The sequence below is a fragment of the Campylobacter sp. RM9334 genome, from assembly GCF_020138145.1.
Lineage (GTDB): Bacteria > Campylobacterota > Campylobacteria > Campylobacterales > Campylobacteraceae > Campylobacter_E.
Window position 1 is genome coordinate 1 of the sequence record NZ_JACGAX010000030.1, and the last position, 18289, is coordinate 18289.

The window sequence follows — 18289 nt, forward strand, 5'->3', positions numbered from 1 at the left end:
GATTGTTCTTTCAATGTTTTCATTAATAGCTTTAGCCATAGCTCCGAACTCATCTTTAGAATTTAAATCAATCTTGCTTGCTGTTTTTCTTTCGTGATTTATTAGTGCGAATACTTCTTTTAGACCTTTTTGAATGATTTCAAGTGGGCGAAGTGAGAATTTGATTAAGAAGAATAAGCATAATAAAATAATCACTAAAGAAGCGAAAAATAATGTTATATTTTGTTTTAATAAAGAATTTAAAGTATCGTCTATATCGCTAGTTAAATTGGTGCTACAGAATTTCCAGCCTGTTGTATTTGAATTAATACATACTGCAGTTTTTTCATCACCTTTAAAGGTATAGCGAACTGAAATGCCATCTTTTAGATTATTTTCAATCATTTTTATAACATCATCTTGCTTTAATTCAAATTCTTCATTTGGGTGCATTACAAATTCTAATTTATCATCATAAGCAAATATTGTGTTGGTCTTAGAAAAATGTAAAGTTAAAATTTGATTTTTTAAATCTTTAAATGCCATATCTCCACCAATTACTCCAATGATTTTGCCATTTTTAATAATAGGTGCTGAAATTGTCATAACTTTTTCTTTTAATCTCTCATCAGGATAAACTTCTTTACCTAATAAAGCCCTATTGGCACTAATAGCATCTTTATACCAACCCCTACTTCTTGCATCTTGGTCTTTTACTATATAAGGCTCGTTATAGAGCTAATATAATAAAACTTGCCACTATCAGCCATACCAATAAATAAAGCAGAGAAATTTGAAATTCCTAAATAATTTTTAAGAATTTTAAAGATATTCTCATCTTGATTATCTTCACTAATTGAATTTGCTAAAATTGGTGAGAATTGCTCTATAAAATTTATTCTTGAATTAAAATAAGAATCTACATAAAGCATAGTGGCATTTAAGCCGTTTTCTTTAGCTTTATCAGTAAATGATAATGAATCAGTTTTTGAACTAGAATAATTCACTATACACAATACAATAAAGCAAACTACAAGTGGGATAGCAATTAATGCTGGAATTTTGTTTGTTAATTTCATAATACTCCTTTTTAAAAAATTGCGTTAATGTTACAATTAAAGAATTGAATAATATTTAATAGTAAAAAAATTTTTAAATATCTATGTAGCAATGGTTTAAGCGTTTAAGGAATAATAAGAAAAATTATGATTTCAATTAAAAATATATTAATTGAAATCAATGAAATTATAAAATCTCTTTTAATTTATTAGCATTCTTAAGCCATTCGTTTAGCTTTTGATATTCATCGTTATTTATCATTTGCTTAAACTCATTTAGTTCATTTATAAAGCCATCAAGAGCATTTAAAACATTTGTTTTATTTTCTTTAAAAATACTTTCCCACATTGCAGGGCTACTCTTTGCAATCCTACTCATATCAGCAAAAGAACCACCTGCTAGGTGTAAAATGTTTTTCTTATCTTCGCAATCTAACACATAATTTGCTAAAGAAAAGCTAATTACATGCGGTAGATGAGATATGATGGCACTATGATGATCGTGCGAACTTGCATTCATAAAAGTAATTCTCATTCCAATATTGCTTAATAATTCTATGGTTCTATGTTGATGAAATACGCTCGTATTTTCGGTATTGCACAATACACAAACAGCGTTTTTAAATAAATCAATCTTAGCAGCACTAGGACCATTATGCTCTGTTCCTGCCATTGGATGAGCTAGTATAAATTGCTCTTTTAAATCATCGCTTATTGCGTTTTGAATACTTTCTTTTGTGCTACCAAATTCTATAATTGTAGTAGTTTTTGGAATATCTTTTAATTGTTTGATAATTTCAATAATAGCCCCAACAGGAACACATAAGAAAATCAAATCACAAGTTTTAATCTCATCAAAAGTTATAATTTCATGAACTAAATTAAGCTTTAAAGCTTCTTTTTCGTGTTCTTTATTTAAATCAATTCCATAAACTCCACTAATAAATTTGTTTTTCATCAAATTTAAAGCCAATGAGCCACCAATTAATCCTAATCCAATTACAACTGCTTTCATAACTTATCCTTAATTAAGATTTATATATGCAAAATAATATAATATTTTTCTAAAAAAAGGAGTTTAAATGGTTGATTTTATTGTGATTTTTTTGCACTTATTTTCAGCAATTATTTTTATAGGTTATGTATTTGTTGATGCGATTTTATGCTATGGGTTAAAACAAGCTAATGAGCTAAAAAAGGCTTATTTTAAAAGTTCAGGTATTTTATATGCACTTAGCTTTGTTGTATTAATTCTTAGCGGAATTTATCTAGCATATAATGAATATACTAATTTTGCAAATATAAATAAAATTATGTTTTTTATCAAAATAGCTCTAGTAATTTTAATGCTTTTTATAACTTTTATTAGTATTTATATAGTGAGATTTAAAAACAATAAAGAACATTTTTTGGTAAAGCAAGCTCATATTTTAGCTTTGATAATATGTTTTTTGATAGTTTTATTTGCAAAATTATTAAGTATTTTATGAGTAGTGAAAAAAGAATTTGAAATAAAATCTTATTTCAAATTCTTAATATTTTTAACCTTTATTTGTAGCTAATTTGCGTCTTAGATAAGCGATTTTTGTTTGTAGTGGTAATTGTTTAGGGCAATTATCTTCACAAGCAAGTAAGCTCATACAAGCAAAAATTCCATCATCATCACCAACTAATTCATAAAAATCATCTAAAGTTCTATTATCGTGTGGGTCTTGCTCGTATCTTGCAGCTCTCATAAGTCCTGCAGCACCTATGAAATTAGGTCTCATAACTTTAGTCGCACAAGAAGCTATACAAATACCACATTCAATACATCTATCAAGCTCAAATGTTTCTTCAGCAACTGCTGGCTCAACTCTTTCTTCAATCTTAGAAATATCAGTAACTTTGTCAGTATGTATCCAACTTTCTACCCTTTTACACATACCTTCCATCCATTCACCTGTATTAACGCTTAAATCTTTAATATGTTTAAACGCAGGTAAAGGCATAAGCTCAATTACTCCATCAGGATAATCTTTAGTAAGAGTTTTGCAACCTAATTTTGGTTTTCCATTAATCATCATTGCACATGAGCCACAAATTCCTGCACGACAAACGAAATCAAAACTCAAACTTGCATCAAATTTTTCTCTAATTTGATTTAAAACTATAAAAATAGTCATACCACTAGTTTCATCTAATGTATAAGTAGCAAAATGTGGCTTGCTAATTTTACTATGTGGATTATATTTAAATACCCTTATTGTTAGTTTCCTACTCATAATCAACCCCTATTCTTTGATTAGCTGCTTTAAATCTAGCTTGTAATTCATAAGGCATAAGTGCGTCTTGGATTTCTGCTCTACTTTTACCTTCTGCTTGTAATTTTTCTGTAATTTCATCTACTTGTTTTTGACGAACTTCACTTAAAGGATTTTCAATTATATTTCCTTTTGCACCATAACCACGGAATGCTGGTGGCATTTCCATTTTCATAATATCAAGGTCTTCATATTCAACTCTAGGTAAAGTTGAGCCTTCATCCCAATAAGTCATAGTTCTTTTCATCCAATTTAAATCATCTCTTTTTGGATAATCTTCTCTATAATGAGCCCCACGGCTTTCAGTTCTAAGAAGCGCACCACGAGCAACACATAAAGCAACTTTTAACATTCTTGGAACTCTATAAGCTTCTTCTAGCTCTGGATTTGAGCAATTTAATTCTTTATCTTTAATAGCTACTTTTTTGCTCTCTATTAATAATTCTTCAAGGCGTTTTACTGCGTATTCTAATCCTTCGCCTGTTCTAAAAATAGCAACATGCTCCCACATAATATCTTTCATTTCGTTTTTGATTTCAAAAATATTATATTTACCTTCACGATTTGCTATTTCTTTTAAATAATTTGCTTCATCATTTAAGAATTTTTGAACCACTTGCATATCAGCTACTATTGTATTATTTTTACAATACTCAGAAAAATAATCTCCTACAATCATACCTGCAACAACGGTTTCAGCACAGCTATTTCCACCAAGTCTATTAAATCCGTGCATATCCCAGCAAGCTGCTTCACCTGCTGCAAAAAGACCTTTCATCTTTGGAGTTTCTCCATTTGGCTTAGTTCTAATTCCACCCATTGAATAGTGTTGCATAGGAAGAACCGGCGCCCAACCTTTTGGACCTTCATCAGCAGGGTCAATTCCATTAAATGTCTTACAAATATCTTGAACATCTCTTAAGTTTTTTTCAACATGAGCACGACCTAAAATTGAAATATCAAGCCATAAATGCTCTCCATAAGGACTTTTAACACCCTTTCCTTTTCTAATATGCTCCATCATACGGCGACTTACAACATCACGACTTGCTAATTCTTTTTTCTCAGGCTCATAATCAGGCATAAAGCGATATCCATCAACATCTCTTAAAATACCACCATCACCACGGCAACCTTCAGTTAAAAGTATCCCACTTGGAACAATTGGAGTTGGGTGAAATTGAACCGCTTCCATATTTGATAAAGAGCATAATCCTGTCTCAAGTGCCATTGCTGCACCTGTTCCTTCACAAATAACTGCGTTTGTAGTTTGTTTATAAACTCTACCATATCCACCTGTTGCTATCATTGTGCCTTTTGATACAAATGCAGTTAAACTACCATCAATTAAGCTTCTTGCAATTACACCTAAACAAATTCCATCTTTGTGAATAATTCTAAGAGCTTCCATTCTATCTATGATTTTTACATTATGTTTGATTGCTTCGTTTGCAACCCCAAAAATCATACAATGTCCTGTAGCATCAGCAATATAGCAAGTTCTCCATTTTTTAGTCCCACCAAAATCTCTTGCATTTATAAGTCCGTGTGCTTCTTCTTTTTCTTCTATTGTTACTTTTTGTGCGTTTATAACAACATTTCTAGGACCTTTTGTAATCCTAGTCCAAGGCACACCCCAACTAGCTAACTCACGAACAGCCTTAGGTGCAGTTTGAGCAAACATTCTTGCTACTTCTTGATCGCATCCCCAATCGCTTCCTTTTACGGTGTCAGCAAAGTGTAAATCTTCATTATCTCCTTCGCCTTTATTACCATTAGCAAGACTTGCTTGCATACCACCTTGAACCGCAGCTGAGTGAGAACGCTTAACAGGACAAATACTTAAAAGCGTAACTGATTGACCACTTTTAGCAACTTCAACAGCACTTCTAAGTCCTGCTAAACCACCACCAACTATTAAAGCATCACTAAATTCTACTTTCATTTTAAGCCTTTCTGTTTGTTATAAGCTAATACCAGCTTTTATAAATACTGCTAAATTAGCAAGTCCTAAAACTATAAAGAAAATACTAATAACCCATTTTAATTTTTTAAGAGTTTTTCTTCTAGCTCTTGCAGTATGCACATCATTTCCATCAAACCAACCCCATTTAACGCAAAGTCTATAAAGACCAATACCACCATGAAGCTCAACAGCGAATAATAAAATTAAATAAAACGCCCACATATTATGATTTACAATTCTTTCAACTGCACCTAAAAATCTAATAGTTTCAGGATTAAAAAACATCATTGCAAGGTGCATTGAAGCGAAGAAAAACATAACAAAACCTGTACAGGCTTGAATAACCCAAAGCGTTGTATCTTCGTGTTTTATTAGTTTTGAATGCTCTCTTGCGATTTGCCATTGGCGATAAGTAATTGGTAATTTTCTCATACCAAGAGCAGCGTGAATAAAGAAAATAATAAAAATAATAAGCACCATACAAGATACTAAAGCAGGTTTTGGTGTATCAAAAATAGCCGAACCCTCAAAAAACTTAGCCGTAGCTTCAAAAAATTCAGGACTGATTAAAACGGTAGAAACAAAAAGCATATGTCCCCACATAAAAAGCCCTAGAATTAAACCAGTAGCACTTTGATAAAAATCAAGCTTAGCAGGTAAGCGTGATTTAGTGCCATCAACTCTTTTGCCTAAAAAATTTTCAATTTTACTAGACACTTTAACTCCTTTTCTTAAATTTTTCTCATTTTACTAATGTTTAACAAACGACCTACGAAAAAATATGTGGAATAATGAATTTAAACCACGGATACGCAATAAGTGTGTAAATTAGTAAATAAATAGCTCCAAAAATAGCACCTAATTTCCAAAATTCTGCACCTTTAATATAACCACTCGCAAACCAAATTGGGCTATGTCCTGTCCCATAAGGCGTTAAAACACTTATCATACCCATTGGAGCTAGTAAAAACATCATAATAAAAGACGCATCATAACCAGCAATTTTACTTGCAATAATTGCAAACACTCCAACAACTGCAGTAACATATGCAGTCCCAGAAGCAAAGAAATATCTTAATAAACAAAATACAAGTAATAATATAAATACTGCTAAAGTAGGACTAATACCACTTAATAAACTATCAGTATATTTTGATAAGAATTCTAAAAATCTAACATTTTTTAATCCACCTGCCATTGTTACTAAAGTAGCAAACCAAGTAAGAACATTCCACGCTGGTTTATTAGCTAAAAAATCATTCCAAGTAATAATATTAGTAACTATCATTAGAATAATTACAATTAAAGCAGTTGTAGTAGCACTAACTCCAAAAGTCTTTGAACCTATCCATAAAATTAGAGCAAGAATTGAAATGCTTAACATTAATAATTCTTTTAATTTAATTGAACCAAGTTTTACCAATTCTTCTTTAGCCCAAGCACTAATTTTACTAGAGCCTTTAACTTCTGGTGGATAGATATAATAAGTTAATAAAGGAGTGATTAAAAACAAAATAATACCAATAGGTAAAAAGCATAAAAACCAACCCATCCAATCAACTACAGCAATGCCTGATTTTGATAATATCTCTAAAGCTAGTGGGTTTGGTGCTTGACCTGTTAAAAATATTGAACTTGAAATACAAGTAGTAGCAAGACTTACCCACGCTATGTAAGCACCTATTTTTCTTGGTTCTTTATCAGGAGAGCTATCATACATAGCAGGAATACTTGTAGCTATTGGATAAATAGTTCCACCACTTCTTGCAGCATTACTCGGAATAAATGGAGCTAAAATTAAATCAGCAATAGCAATTGCATAGCCTAAACCTAAAGTAGATTTGCCTAATTTATTTACTAAAATTAAAGCAATTCTTTTACCAAGACCACTATTTTGATAGCCAATTCCTATCATAAATGAAGCAAAAATAAGCCACACAACAGAATTTGAAAATCCAGTTAAACCCCAATTAATCGCAGCTTCTGAAGTAATTTTTGCACCAACTTCTCCTGATTTTGCAGGACCAACTTTAAATAATACTGCTAAAGCTATAGCAATAATACCTAAAAAAGCAGGTGGCATAGGCTCTAAGATAAGCCCCACAACTAAAGCAGCAAAAATGCTAACATAAATCCAAGCATTCATACTAAGCTGAGAATAATCAGCAAATAAATACGAAAGCAAAAACACAAGCAAACCAGCAACAACTGGTGCGATAAATTTCCACAACGGAACCTTACCTTTCATATTAACTCCTAAAATTAAGTTGAAATTAATATATTCCAAAAAAGCTAAAGAAAATCTTAATTTTTTAAATAATCATCTAGCTTTAAAAAATTAATATTTATTCTTAAGCTTTGATTTAAAAATAATTTAAACTTAAAATATTTTAAGGTTAATTTTTAATCATCATTTGTATTATTAAAAGCTAAATTAGTAAAAACCAAAATTCCATTTAATAATATATCTTCATCTATATTAAATTTTGGATGATGTAAAGGAAAACAACCTGAATACTTAGTCCCTAAAAAGAAAAATGCACCTTTATATTTTTGCAAATAAAAAGCAAAATCTTCTGCTCCTGTAGAAGCATTATCTTTATATACCACCTTTAAATCACTTTTAATAATTGCTTTTACTACTTTATCAACTGCTTCATCATTGTTAATTAATGCTGGATAGCCCCTTTGATAATCTAAAACACTATTAGTGCCGTAAGCTTTATCTAAGGCTTCAAGACTATTTTTTAAACTATTTTCTAAATAATCTCTAGTTTTAGAGCTAAAAGTTCTGCAAGTCCCTTCTATTTTAGTTAATTCAGATACCACATTGTATCTAACTCCAGAATTAAAAGTCCCTATAGTTAATACAGCATTGTCAAATGGGTCAAGTCCCCTTGATATAAATGTTTGTATATTGCTCACCCAATTACAAGCTGTACTTAAAGCATCTATTCCTTTATGTGGTTCTGCTGCGTGAGATGATTTTCCATTTATGCTTACATAAAAATGATCAGAATTTGCCATCATAGCACCTTTTTTTACCATAACTTCTCCAACATTTGCTTCAGGCCAAACATGAAGACCATATATCTCATCTATACCATCTAAAACACCACTATTAATAATAGCTTTTGCTCCACCATTAGGAGAAGCTTCTTCTGCTGGTTGAAATACTAAAATAATGTTATTTTTTAATTCTGATTTAAATTCTTGTAATACTTTTGCAAAACCTAATAAAATAGCCGTGTGTGCATCATGCCCACAAGCGTGCATACATTTTGATTTTTTAGAAGAATAATTAACATTAGTTTCTTCATTTAAAGGTAAAGCATCCATATCAGCTCTAAAAGCAATAGTTTTACTTGCATTATCTACATTAAAATACGCAATAATTCCGTAATTATCGCTTTGTCTTTTATAAGTTATTCCTAATTTATCCAATTCATTTGCTATATAATTTGAAGTTTCTTTTTCTTCATAAGATAATTCTGGGTTTTGATGAATTGTTCTTCTGTAATTTATAACATCGTTTTTAATACTTTTTATATAATTTTTCATTTTTACACTCCTTTAATTTTAATTTTTGCAAATAGTATTGCCAATATTGTAGCTAATAAGCCAATTCCCATAGAAAGCAGCATTCCATTAAAAAGGCCGCTAAAAACTATTGTAGTAACTATGAAATTTAACAATGCAAAATAAGTAACGCTTGAAATGGTATAAGATAAAGAATAATTGCTTATTGCTGGGCTTTTAAATTCTGGATCACATATTCTAAGCAATAAAATACCTGTTAAAAATACACCACAACAAGAGCCATAAGTGGCAATCATCATCTCAAACCAATATCCATCTAAAAGCCACTTACACATAAAATATAAAAATATAGTAGTTAAAACAAAACCTACAATAACCATATATAGTATTGGCATAAGGTATTCAAATACAGCTTTAATAGGCAAACTAGCAATAGCACAAACTACCGCAAATTCAGTAAGTGAGCCTGATATTTTTGATTTAACTTTTTCATCTATTAAAAAACTTAATTTTAGTTTAATTATCAATCCCCAAACAATAAACATTATTATAATAGCATAAGCCCAAATTGATATTTCGCTTAATACAGGTATTTTGTATTCTTTAATAGTATTTAATACAAAATAAGAAATAGCACATACCCCTAAAATAATAGCCAAATGAAAAGCCAAAGCATCTATTGATGAACTCATAGTGGTTTCTCTACCTAAGCTATTTTGTTTGTTTATATCATTATGATAACCAACTTTAAAACTTACAGGAATATCTTGTGGAGTTTTTAATATTTTTGTTTCATTTTTTCTGCTTGCATAATTTATTAGCACCATTCCAAATAAAATTCCGCCAACAAGCCCAAAAGTAGCCATAGTAATAGCAACACCTTGAGCTTGTTCCCAATATTCAAGATTTAAATTATGAAGTAAATTTCCCAATACTGCAGCCGTTCCATGCCCACCAACATAGCCAATACCAAGTTCTAATCCAAAAGTAGAATAAAAATTATCAGTAAATACATATTGAGTGCTAAGTCCAGCTGCAAACTGAAACATAGATATAGCTATTATAATAAATGCTAAAGGCAAAATATTTTTACTTGATTTTAAACTTCCTTCAAATCTTAAACCAAGTGGAACAGAAGCTACAACTGGAACAATTAATATTCCAGGTAATAATTTATAAATATTCATCCACTCATCAGGCAGTTTTAATATATTAAATCCATTGTTTCCAAGTATTAAAACAATAAAACCACCAATTACTGAAGCAGGTATAAAAGTTTGACCAAAAAACTTAATCTTAGCTCTAAGAAAAACACCTAATAATAAAAACAAACTTATAAAGCCGACGCTATAAAGTAATTCTACAAATAATTTGCTTGTCATTTTACCAATCTCCTTTTGAGAGATTTTATAAAAAATTATATTTTTTAAGCTAATTAATTAAATAAAATAATCTAAAAATTATTTTTTTGATACATTAAGTAACAATAATAAAGTAACTATATAATTTTTAATATTTTTAAAAGGAAAATTATGAAAAAGATAATATTAACTAGCGCTTTTAGTTTTAGTGCTTTGGCGTTAGAATTTGGTAGTTTAGGCAATATACCTTTGAGTATGGGATATGCTGGAGTTGCACTTAAAGATAATGATTTTGCAGCTTATTATAATCCTGCTAGTTTGATTTATTCTAAAAATGGGGTTAATTTTAGTTTTGGAGCAAATTATAATCAAAAAAATCTTTTAGAATTATCTAATCTTGATAAATCTATAAATAAAAAAATTGAAGCAAATATAAGCAAAATAAAGCATATTTTTAATCCAAACAACAATTCAAGAGCTAATAATTTAAAATTTGGTAATTTTGGTAGTGTTATAGATGATTTTATATTAAGAAACACAAATAGCGATAATGAAGATTTAGCCTTATTAGCAAAAACTTTTAAAGATGAATTAGATGATAATTTAGCTAAAGATGAGCTAGACAATATAATTAGTGATTTAAAAAATAAAATGCAAGATAATGATGAATTATCTACAACAATAAAAACCGAGCTAATAACTTCAACAAATAATACAAATGAAGAATTAAATAATAATGGCGTTGATACAAAATTATTAACAAATATAATAAGCGATACCGATACAAAAAATGTCTTAGATGTAATAAAGAATTCAAAAGATGGTAATGTTAATTTAGATGATTTATTGTTAGATATTGGAGATACTAAATTAGATACCTTTCTTGATGAAAATACCTTAAATGATATTGAATTGATTTATAATGCAGTTTATGATAATGAAGTTAATTTAAATATATTAAGTGGTTTAGAATATAACAATAATTTAGGGGATTTAAGTGCTTTTTCTGTCAGCTTATTTAATACGATTTCACTTAATACTTATGCTTCATTAAATAAAGAAAAAAGTAGTTTAATAATAAAAGTAAAAGATGATGATAGATATATTTATTTAAAATTATTTAAAAGCAATTCACAACTATTCGTAACCAATGTAAGCGAAGAAGAATATTTAAATCATTCAGCAATGCAAGATAGTGTAAAAAATCCTTTAAATACAACAATGCTAATGATAACAGAAGTGCCGATTAGCTACGCAAATGGTTTTATAATGCCTTATGGAGAGCTTAGTTTAGGTGCTAGTTTAAAATATATGAATATTCAAGCATATCAAGTAGAAAAAGGCATTAAAATAGATATGAATGGAGTTAATTCTAAAGATATAAATATTAAAAATGATTTGCATAATGCAAAATCAACAAATACTTTTGGAATAGATATAGGAGCATTATATAGTATTGATGATTTTTCTACTGGATTGGTTATTAAAAATTTAAATAATCCTAAAATCAAATTCCATTCAAGTAGTATGAGATTAAATCCGCAAGTAAGATTTGGATTAGCATATAAATATAGTGATTTTACTTTTGCTTTTGATACTGATTTAGTTACAAACACAACTTTATCAAATAAATACAATAAATCTCAAATGCTAGGCGGTGGTATTAAATACGAATTTAATGATTATTTTAATCTAAGGGGTGGCTTAGCTTACGATATTAAAAAAGATTATGGGACTATACTTACAACGGGAGCTAATTTCTTTAATATATTTGATATAGCCTTAGCGAGTGGATTAAAGTCTAGTAATTGCGATAAAGATATTTGCAAGGTTTCAAGTAAAGTGCCTAATTATTTTGATTTAAGAATAGGATTTGGATATAAATGGTAAAGAATTTGAATTAGGATTTAACCTAATTCAAATCTTGCTTAATCCCAACATTCAGCGTTTTTAATACCTAATTTTTTAGCACTAAATACAGGGTCTAAACCTCTTTTCTTTTGCTCATCATAATCTTTTAAGCATTTTATTAAAATAGGACTTAATAATAAAATAGCAATGATATTTATAGAAGCCATTGCAGCCATTGTAATATCTGCTAAATCCCAAGCTACTTTTAAATCTAATTGAGAACCAATAAATACCATAGCAACCGCACTTATTTTAAAAACTAATTCGTTTAAATTGTTTTTTGTAAGGTTTTTAACATTTGCATCTGCATAGTAAAAATTACCGATTAATGAAGTTACAGCAAATAAAATAACAGCAAAAGTTATAAAATGAAGTCCCCAAGTACCATAATATTCCATCATTGATTGTTGCACCATAGGTAAAGCATTTAATTTAGTTTCGCCAGTTGATAATTGATTAATGTAACTTTGTGAGAACAATACTAAAAATCCAGAGCATGAACATATAATTAAATCAATAAACACTGAAAAACTTTGAATAATTCCTTGTTTTACAGGATGGCTTGTATTTGCTGCTGCAGCTGCGTTTGGAGCAGAACCCATACCAGCTTCGTTTGAAAATAATCCACGCTTAATTCCTATTACTATAACACTACCTGCAAATCCACCAAAAATAGCTTGAAAATCAAAAGCACTATTAAAAATCATTTTAAACACAGATGGTATTAAATCATAGTGCATAGCCATAGCAATAATGCTTAATAAAATATAAACAAAAGCCATTATAGGAACAATAATTGAGCTTACTTTTCCAAGCGATTTTGAATTTGAAAAGAATAATGCAAAAGCAACAACACTTAAAATAATCCCTATAATTATACTTGCATTACTAAAGTTATCAGGAAAATATATCTCAAATGCTGAAGTCATAGTATGGCTTTGAAGCCCATTAAATCCATAAGCATAAGTAATAATTAAAATAACTGAAAATAATTTACCAAAAAATTTATTTCCTAATCCTTTTTCAATAAAATATGCAGGTCCTCCACGAAAACCATTTTCATCTTTGCTTTTATATATTTGAGCTAATGTGCTTTCAGCAAATGCACTTGCACCGCCTATAAATGCCATTACCCACATCCAAAACAATGCACCTGCACCACCAACTACAACTGCAGTGCTAATTCCAGCGATATTTCCAATACCAACCCTTGAAGCAGTTGAAATCATTAAAGCTTCAAAACTACTAACATGGTCTTTGTTGTCTTGCTTTTCTTTTAATAATGTTAAAACATTACCCATCAATCTAAACTGAGCAAAACGAGTATTGATAGAATAAATTATACCTACAATAATTAGTGCAAAAACTAAAAAATAAGTATATAAATAACCATTTATTAAATCTAAAAATAAATGTATTTCTTCTAATAAACTTTGCAAACGCTCTCCTTAATAAAAAATTTCAAAAAATCATTATATATAAATTCAAGCGTTTTTGGTTAATTACTTATGCTTACTGCTTTTATCTTCGCAAGCAATAATTAATCTTTCAAAAGGATTTTTTTGATTATCTGGCTTTTTAATAATGTCTTTTAAGCTCTTTGGATGTAATAAATTCATAATATCTCCTTTAAATTTAAAAAAACGAAGTCATTATAATAAATAAAAGATAATAAATATCAAAATCATATTATTTTTTATAAATTTTAATATTTTGTTACATTTTGTAACATTTATTTTAAAAGTTTGATTTAAATTTATAATAAGTTATATAAATATAATTAAAATAGCGGCTTTAAATTATTTTAAGGAGTAATAATGAAAAAATGGAGCGAATTTGACAATCGTTGGATGTTTTCATTGTTTGGCACTGCTGTTGGTGCTGGAATTTTATTCTTACCTATTCGTGCAGGAACTGGTGGCTTTTGGCCTATTGTTTTAATGTGTGTATTAATTTTCCCAATGACTTATTTATCACATTTATTCTTATCATATTTTGTAGGCTCTACTAAAGGTGGAGATATTACTGATGCTGTGAATAAATATTTTGGTAAAGAAGTAGGAATTGTGATTACATTTTTATACTTTTTTGCAATTTATCCTATTTGTCTTGCTTATGGGGTTGGTATTACAAATACTATAAGCTCATTTATGGTAAATCAATTAGGCTTAGCCGAGCCAAATCGCTTAATCTTGGCTATTGTTTTAATTACAATTATGATGGCTGTAATGTTTACTAATGAAACTTTAGTTACTAAAGTTTGTGAATGGCTTGTGTATCCATTATGCTTAATATTATTTTTATTTTCACTTTATTTAATTCCACATTGGAAATTAGAAGTTTTAGGTGAAGTTCCAAGTGCAAAGGAATTTATTAGCACAATATGGCTTACTTTACCTGTATTAGTATTTAGCTTTAATCACTCTCCTGCGATTTCAACTTTTAGCCTAAATACATATAATGAGTATAAAGAAAACTCGGACGCAAAAAGAAAGCAAATATTATTTAATAACGCTACGCTTTTATTAGTATTTGTTATGTTTTTTGTATTTTCTTGTATTTTATGTCTTGATAAAAATGAGTTTGCTATTGCAAGAGATGCAAATATTCCAATCCTTAGCTATTTTGCTAATAAATTTGATGGAAATATCATAAGCTATGGTGCTCCTGCTGTTGCATTTTTGGCAATTTTAACTAGCTTTTTTGGGCACTATTTTGGTGCTAGAGAAGGCTTAAATGGACTTATTAAAAAAGTAAGCGGAAAAGCTGTTAGTAAAAATAATGCCTTTACAACTATATTTATGTATGTAACTATGATAATAGTAGCTTACTATAACCCTAGTATTTTAGGATTTATAGAAGATTTAGGCGGTCCTATTATTGCTGTAATATTATTTTTAATGCCTGTATATGCTATATATAAAATCCCAGAGCTAAGAGTTTATAAAAATGGTGCGGCTTGTTATTTCGTAGCTATTATGGGAATTATCACAATTACAAGTGTAATTTATAAGATGAACTTATGAGTAACTTAAGTATTTTTAAAATCGGCATTGGTCCATCAAGTTCGCACACCGTTGGACCTTTTGTTGCGGGAAATGAGTTTTTAAAAGGTTTAAATTTAAAAGAAATTACTAGGATAAAAGTTACTTTATTTGGCTCTTTATCACTTACAGGTAAAGGACATTTAAGCGATATTGCTGTGGTTTTAGGTCTTAGTGGCTTAAATGTAAAAACAATAAGCCCAGAACAAAAACAAGTTGTATTATTAAGATTAAATGAAAGAAAGCTTTTATTAGGAAATGAATTTGAAATAGATTTTGATGAAAATAGCGATATTATTTTTTCTAAAGAATTTAAAAGCTATCACGAAAATGCTTTAACGATTGAAGCGTTTTCAAATAATACTTGTGTTAAATCTAAGACTTATTATTCAGTTGGCGGTGGCTTTATTAAAAGTGAAGATGAGATTAGTAAAACTAATCAAACTAATCAAGAAAAAAATTATGATTATTCTTTTGATAGTGCGACGGAGCTTTTGTGGTTATGTAATAAATACAATAAAAACATAGCCGAAATTGCAATGCTTTATGAGCTTAATTTTAATAGCGAAGAATATATAAATAATTATTGCAAAGAGATTTATGAAGCAATGCAAGATAGCTTTAAAGCAGGTGCTAATTCAAATGAACTAATCCTACCAGGACCAATCAAGCTTAAAAGAAGAGCTCCTGCATTAGCCAAAAAATTAATGCTTTTAGATGATAAGAATTTAAATCGTAAGGGTGATTTGGATTTTATAGATTATTTTAGCCTTTATGCTATGAGTGTTTCAGAAGAAAACGCAGCGGGTAATCGTGTAGTAACTGCTCCAACCAATGGAGCTTGCGCAGTAGTTCCTGCTGTGCTTTTATATTTAAAAGAACATGTAAAAAGTATGAGTGAAAAGGACATTAGAGACTTTTTATTAGTATCAATGGCGATAGGTTCATTGTTTAAGAAAAACGCAAGTATAAGTGGAGCTGAAGCAGGTTGTCAAGCAGAAATTGGCTCAGCTTCTTCAATGGCAGCTGCTTCATTTGCCTTTAGTATGGGGGCAAGTCCGATTGATTGTTGCTCTGCTGCTGAAATTGCAATGGAGCATCATTTAGGGCTAACTTGCGATCCTGTTGCAGGACTTGTTCAAATTCCTTGCATTGAGCGTAATGTATTCGGAGCAATAAAGGCTGTAAGTGCAGCTAAAATGGCTATGGATAGAGAGAGTGCTCCTAGCGTTGGGCTTGATGAGGTTATTAAAACTATGTATGAAACAGGCAAGGATATGGATACAAGATATAAAGAAACTAGCCTTGCAGGTCTAGCTACAAATTACAAGAAATTTTGCTAAAAAAGGGCTTTATGCCCTTTTTACAATCTGTAATTTATTATTTTTTGTTAATATTAAAAATCACATCAAAATAATGGAACTTTAATGCAAAATATAAGAAATTTTTCAATAATAGCACATATAGACCATGGTAAAAGCACTTTAGCAGATTGTTTAATCACAACTTGCAATGCTATAGAGCAACGCAAAATGAGTAAGCAAGTAATGGATACTATGGATATAGAAAAAGAGCGTGGAATTACTATAAAAGCTCAATCAGTTAGATTAAATTATACTTATAATAAAGAAAATTATATTTTAAATCTTATTGACACCCCAGGTCATGTGGATTTTTCGTATGAAGTTAGTAGAAGTTTAGCAAGTTGCGAAGGGGCATTATTAGTAGTTGATGCTTCACAAGGCGTTCAAGCACAAACAATTGCGAATGTTTATATGGCAATTGAGCATGATTTAGAAATAATTCCTGTAATTAATAAAATTGACCTACCAGCAGCAAATCCTGCAAAAGTAAAGGCTGAAATTGAGCATATAATAGGAATTGATTGTTCTAATGCAATAGAAGTTAGTGCAAAAGCTGGGATAGGAATTGCTGAATTATTACAAGCAATTTGTGAGAGAATTCCTGCACCAAAAAGTAATCAAAATAAGCTAAAAGCACTAATTTATGATAGCTGGTTTGATAGCTATTTAGGGGCTTTAGCTTTAGTTAGAGTAAGGGACGGAGAGATTAATAAAAACGATGAAATATATTTAATGCACGAAGGCGTAAAGCATAATGTATTAGATTTACGCTATCCACACCCACTAAATCCAATGCCAACAAATACAATTAAAGCAGGAGAAGTTGGTATCGTTGTATTAGGATTAAAAGACATAGCACAAATTAGCGTAGGAGATACAATAACCCTAGCAAAAGATAAAGCAACAGAGCCAATTGAAGGTTTTGCTAAAGCAAAAGCCTTTGTATTTGCAGGGATTTATCCGATTGAAACTGATAAATTTGAAGATTTAAGAGATGCTTTAGATAAATTAAAACTAAACGATAGCTCAATCTCATACGAGCCAGAAACTTCACTTGCTTTAGGTTTTGGCTTTAGGGTTGGCTTTTTAGGTTTATTACATATGGAAGTTATAAAAGAACGCTTAGAGCGTGAGTTTAATCTAGACCTAATAGCAACCGCTCCTAGTGTTACTTATGAAGTTAATTTAACCGATGGAAGCGTATTAAATATCCAAAACCCAAGCGACTTACCACCTGTAAATAAAATAGACCACATAAAAGAGCCTTATGTAAAAGCTACCATAATAACTCCTAGCGAGTTTTTAGGGAATTTAATTACTCTTTTAAATAATCGCCGTGCAATACAAACAAAAATGGATTATATAACAGAAAATAGAGTATTGCTTGAATACGATATACCTATGAATGAAATTATTATGGACTTTTATGATAAATTAAAATCACTTACTCGTGGATATGCTAGTTTTGATTATGAATTTTGTGATTATAGAGTGGGAGATTTAGTAAAGCTTGATATAAAAGTGGCAGGAGAAGCGGTTGATGCGTTAAGCATTATCGTACCAAATCAAAAGGCTTTAAGCAAAGGTAGAGATTTAGTAAAAGCTATGAAAGATATTGTGCCTAGACAATTATTTGAAGTAGCAATTCAAGCAAGTATAGGCAATAAAATCATAGCTCGTGAAAATGTAAAATCAATGGGTAAAAATGTTACTGCTAAATGCTACGGCGGGGATATTACTAGAAAAAGAAAGCTACTTGAAAA

The 18289-nt window shown here is 29.8% G+C and carries 15 protein-coding genes; 5 read left to right on the plus strand and 10 right to left on the minus strand.

The window, feature by feature from the left end; genetic code table 11:
- The 3 genes from AVBRAN9334_RS09480 to AVBRAN9334_RS09490 form a co-directional block, all read right to left on the minus strand.
- Positions 1-699 (minus strand): cache domain-containing protein (locus tag AVBRAN9334_RS09480; RefSeq protein ID WP_336607683.1); only part of this gene is annotated, 699 nt, incomplete at its 3' end.
- On the minus strand, positions 696-1058 hold the full coding sequence (locus AVBRAN9334_RS09485) for a hypothetical protein (RefSeq protein WP_336607675.1): 363 nt from the start codon (positions 1056-1058) through the stop codon (positions 696-698). The genes AVBRAN9334_RS09485 and AVBRAN9334_RS09480, both read right to left, overlap by 4 nt.
- Positions 1059-1224: 166 nt before the next feature.
- Positions 1225-2052, minus strand: coding sequence for a prephenate dehydrogenase (locus tag AVBRAN9334_RS09490; protein ID WP_214120101.1), 828 nt, complete (start codon positions 2050-2052; stop codon positions 1225-1227).
- Positions 2053-2119: 67 nt separating this feature from the next.
- Between AVBRAN9334_RS09490 and AVBRAN9334_RS09495 the strand changes: the two genes are divergently transcribed.
- The gene (locus tag AVBRAN9334_RS09495; protein ID WP_336607676.1) at positions 2120-2527 is read left to right on the plus strand and encodes a hypothetical protein; all 408 of its coding nucleotides are present in this window, start codon (positions 2120-2122) and stop codon (positions 2525-2527) included.
- Between the two features lie 51 nt (positions 2528-2578).
- Here the strand turns inward: AVBRAN9334_RS09495 and AVBRAN9334_RS09500 are convergent, their stop codons facing one another.
- From AVBRAN9334_RS09500 to AVBRAN9334_RS09525, 6 genes are all read right to left on the minus strand, one after another.
- Positions 2579-3301 carry a fumarate reductase iron-sulfur subunit gene (locus AVBRAN9334_RS09500; RefSeq protein ID WP_214117694.1) on the minus strand — a complete coding sequence of 241 codons (723 nt, stop codon included), beginning with the start codon at positions 3299-3301 and terminating at the stop codon, positions 2579-2581.
- Positions 3294-5285: a fumarate reductase flavoprotein subunit gene (locus tag AVBRAN9334_RS09505; protein WP_336607677.1), complete on the minus strand. Its 1992-nt coding sequence runs from the start codon at positions 5283-5285 to the stop codon at positions 3294-3296. The genes AVBRAN9334_RS09500 and AVBRAN9334_RS09505 overlap by 8 nt, the downstream gene beginning before the upstream one ends.
- Before the next feature lie 18 nt (positions 5286-5303).
- The gene (locus AVBRAN9334_RS09510; RefSeq protein ID WP_214117696.1) at positions 5304-6023 is read right to left on the minus strand and encodes a fumarate reductase cytochrome b subunit; all 720 of its coding nucleotides are present in this window, start codon (positions 6021-6023) and stop codon (positions 5304-5306) included.
- Positions 6024-6075: 52 nt separating this feature from the next.
- Positions 6076-7554 (minus strand): DASS family sodium-coupled anion symporter, encoded by a 1479-nt coding sequence (locus AVBRAN9334_RS09515; RefSeq protein WP_336607678.1) that lies wholly within the window; start codon positions 7552-7554, stop codon positions 6076-6078.
- A 155-nt stretch (positions 7555-7709) separates the two neighbouring features.
- Positions 7710-8867, minus strand: a complete 1158-nt coding sequence (locus tag AVBRAN9334_RS09520) for a M20 metallopeptidase family protein (protein ID WP_336607679.1) — start codon at positions 8865-8867, stop codon at positions 7710-7712.
- A 2-nt stretch (positions 8868-8869) separates the two neighbouring features.
- Entirely contained in the window at positions 8870-10228 is a 1359-nt protein-coding gene (locus AVBRAN9334_RS09525) for a sodium/glutamate symporter (protein ID WP_336607680.1), read from the minus strand.
- A 150-nt stretch (positions 10229-10378) separates the two neighbouring features.
- Between AVBRAN9334_RS09525 and traF the strand changes: the two genes are divergently transcribed.
- On the plus strand, positions 10379-12097 hold the full coding sequence (gene traF, locus AVBRAN9334_RS09530) for a conjugal transfer protein TraF (protein WP_336607681.1): 1719 nt from the start codon (positions 10379-10381) through the stop codon (positions 12095-12097).
- A 38-nt stretch (positions 12098-12135) separates the two neighbouring features.
- On the opposite strand, the gene AVBRAN9334_RS09535 is transcribed toward traF, so the two are convergent.
- Complete coding sequence (locus tag AVBRAN9334_RS09535) at positions 12136-13536, minus strand: alanine/glycine:cation symporter family protein (RefSeq protein WP_336607684.1); 1401 nt, start codon at positions 13534-13536, stop codon at positions 12136-12138.
- Positions 13537-13935: 399 nt separating this feature from the next.
- Here AVBRAN9334_RS09535 and AVBRAN9334_RS09540 point away from each other — a divergent pair, with 399 nt between their 5' ends.
- The 3 genes from AVBRAN9334_RS09540 to lepA form a co-directional block, all read left to right on the plus strand.
- Positions 13936-15144 (plus strand): aromatic amino acid transport family protein, encoded by a 1209-nt coding sequence (locus AVBRAN9334_RS09540; protein ID WP_214117700.1) that lies wholly within the window; start codon positions 13936-13938, stop codon positions 15142-15144.
- Complete coding sequence (locus AVBRAN9334_RS09545) at positions 15141-16505, plus strand: L-serine ammonia-lyase (RefSeq protein ID WP_214117701.1); 1365 nt, start codon at positions 15141-15143, stop codon at positions 16503-16505. Before AVBRAN9334_RS09540 ends, AVBRAN9334_RS09545 begins: the two co-directional genes overlap by 4 nt.
- Before the next feature lie 84 nt (positions 16506-16589).
- The coding region (gene lepA / locus AVBRAN9334_RS09550; protein ID WP_336607682.1) for a translation elongation factor 4 at positions 16590-18289 on the plus strand (1700 nt) is incomplete at its 3' end.

What these genes read in the sequence shown, in the direction of transcription:
- traF (WP_336607681.1), top strand. Translation starts at nt 10,379, where the DNA reads ATGAAAAAGATAATATTAACTAGCGCTTTTAGTTTTAGTGCTTTGGCG.
- AVBRAN9334_RS09540 (WP_214117700.1), top strand. Translation starts at nt 13,936, where the DNA reads ATGAAAAAATGGAGCGAATTTGACAATCGTTGGATGTTTTCATTGTTT.
- AVBRAN9334_RS09495 (WP_336607676.1), top strand. Translation starts at nt 2,120, where the DNA reads ATGGTTGATTTTATTGTGATTTTTTTGCACTTATTTTCAGCAATTATT.
- AVBRAN9334_RS09505 (WP_336607677.1), bottom strand. Translation starts at nt 5,285, where the DNA reads ATGAAAGTAGAATTTAGTGATGCTTTAATAGTTGGTGGTGGTTTAGCA.
- AVBRAN9334_RS09515 (WP_336607678.1), bottom strand. Translation starts at nt 7,554, where the DNA reads ATGAAAGGTAAGGTTCCGTTGTGGAAATTTATCGCACCAGTTGTTGCT.
- AVBRAN9334_RS09545 (WP_214117701.1), top strand. Translation starts at nt 15,141, where the DNA reads ATGAGTAACTTAAGTATTTTTAAAATCGGCATTGGTCCATCAAGTTCG.
- AVBRAN9334_RS09500 (WP_214117694.1), bottom strand. Translation starts at nt 3,301, where the DNA reads ATGAGTAGGAAACTAACAATAAGGGTATTTAAATATAATCCACATAGT.
- AVBRAN9334_RS09520 (WP_336607679.1), bottom strand. Translation starts at nt 8,867, where the DNA reads ATGAAAAATTATATAAAAAGTATTAAAAACGATGTTATAAATTACAGA.
- AVBRAN9334_RS09490 (WP_214120101.1), bottom strand. Translation starts at nt 2,052, where the DNA reads ATGAAAGCAGTTGTAATTGGATTAGGATTAATTGGTGGCTCATTGGCT.
- AVBRAN9334_RS09525 (WP_336607680.1), bottom strand. Translation starts at nt 10,228, where the DNA reads ATGACAAGCAAATTATTTGTAGAATTACTTTATAGCGTCGGCTTTATA.
- AVBRAN9334_RS09485 (WP_336607675.1), bottom strand. Translation starts at nt 1,058, where the DNA reads ATGAAATTAACAAACAAAATTCCAGCATTAATTGCTATCCCACTTGTA.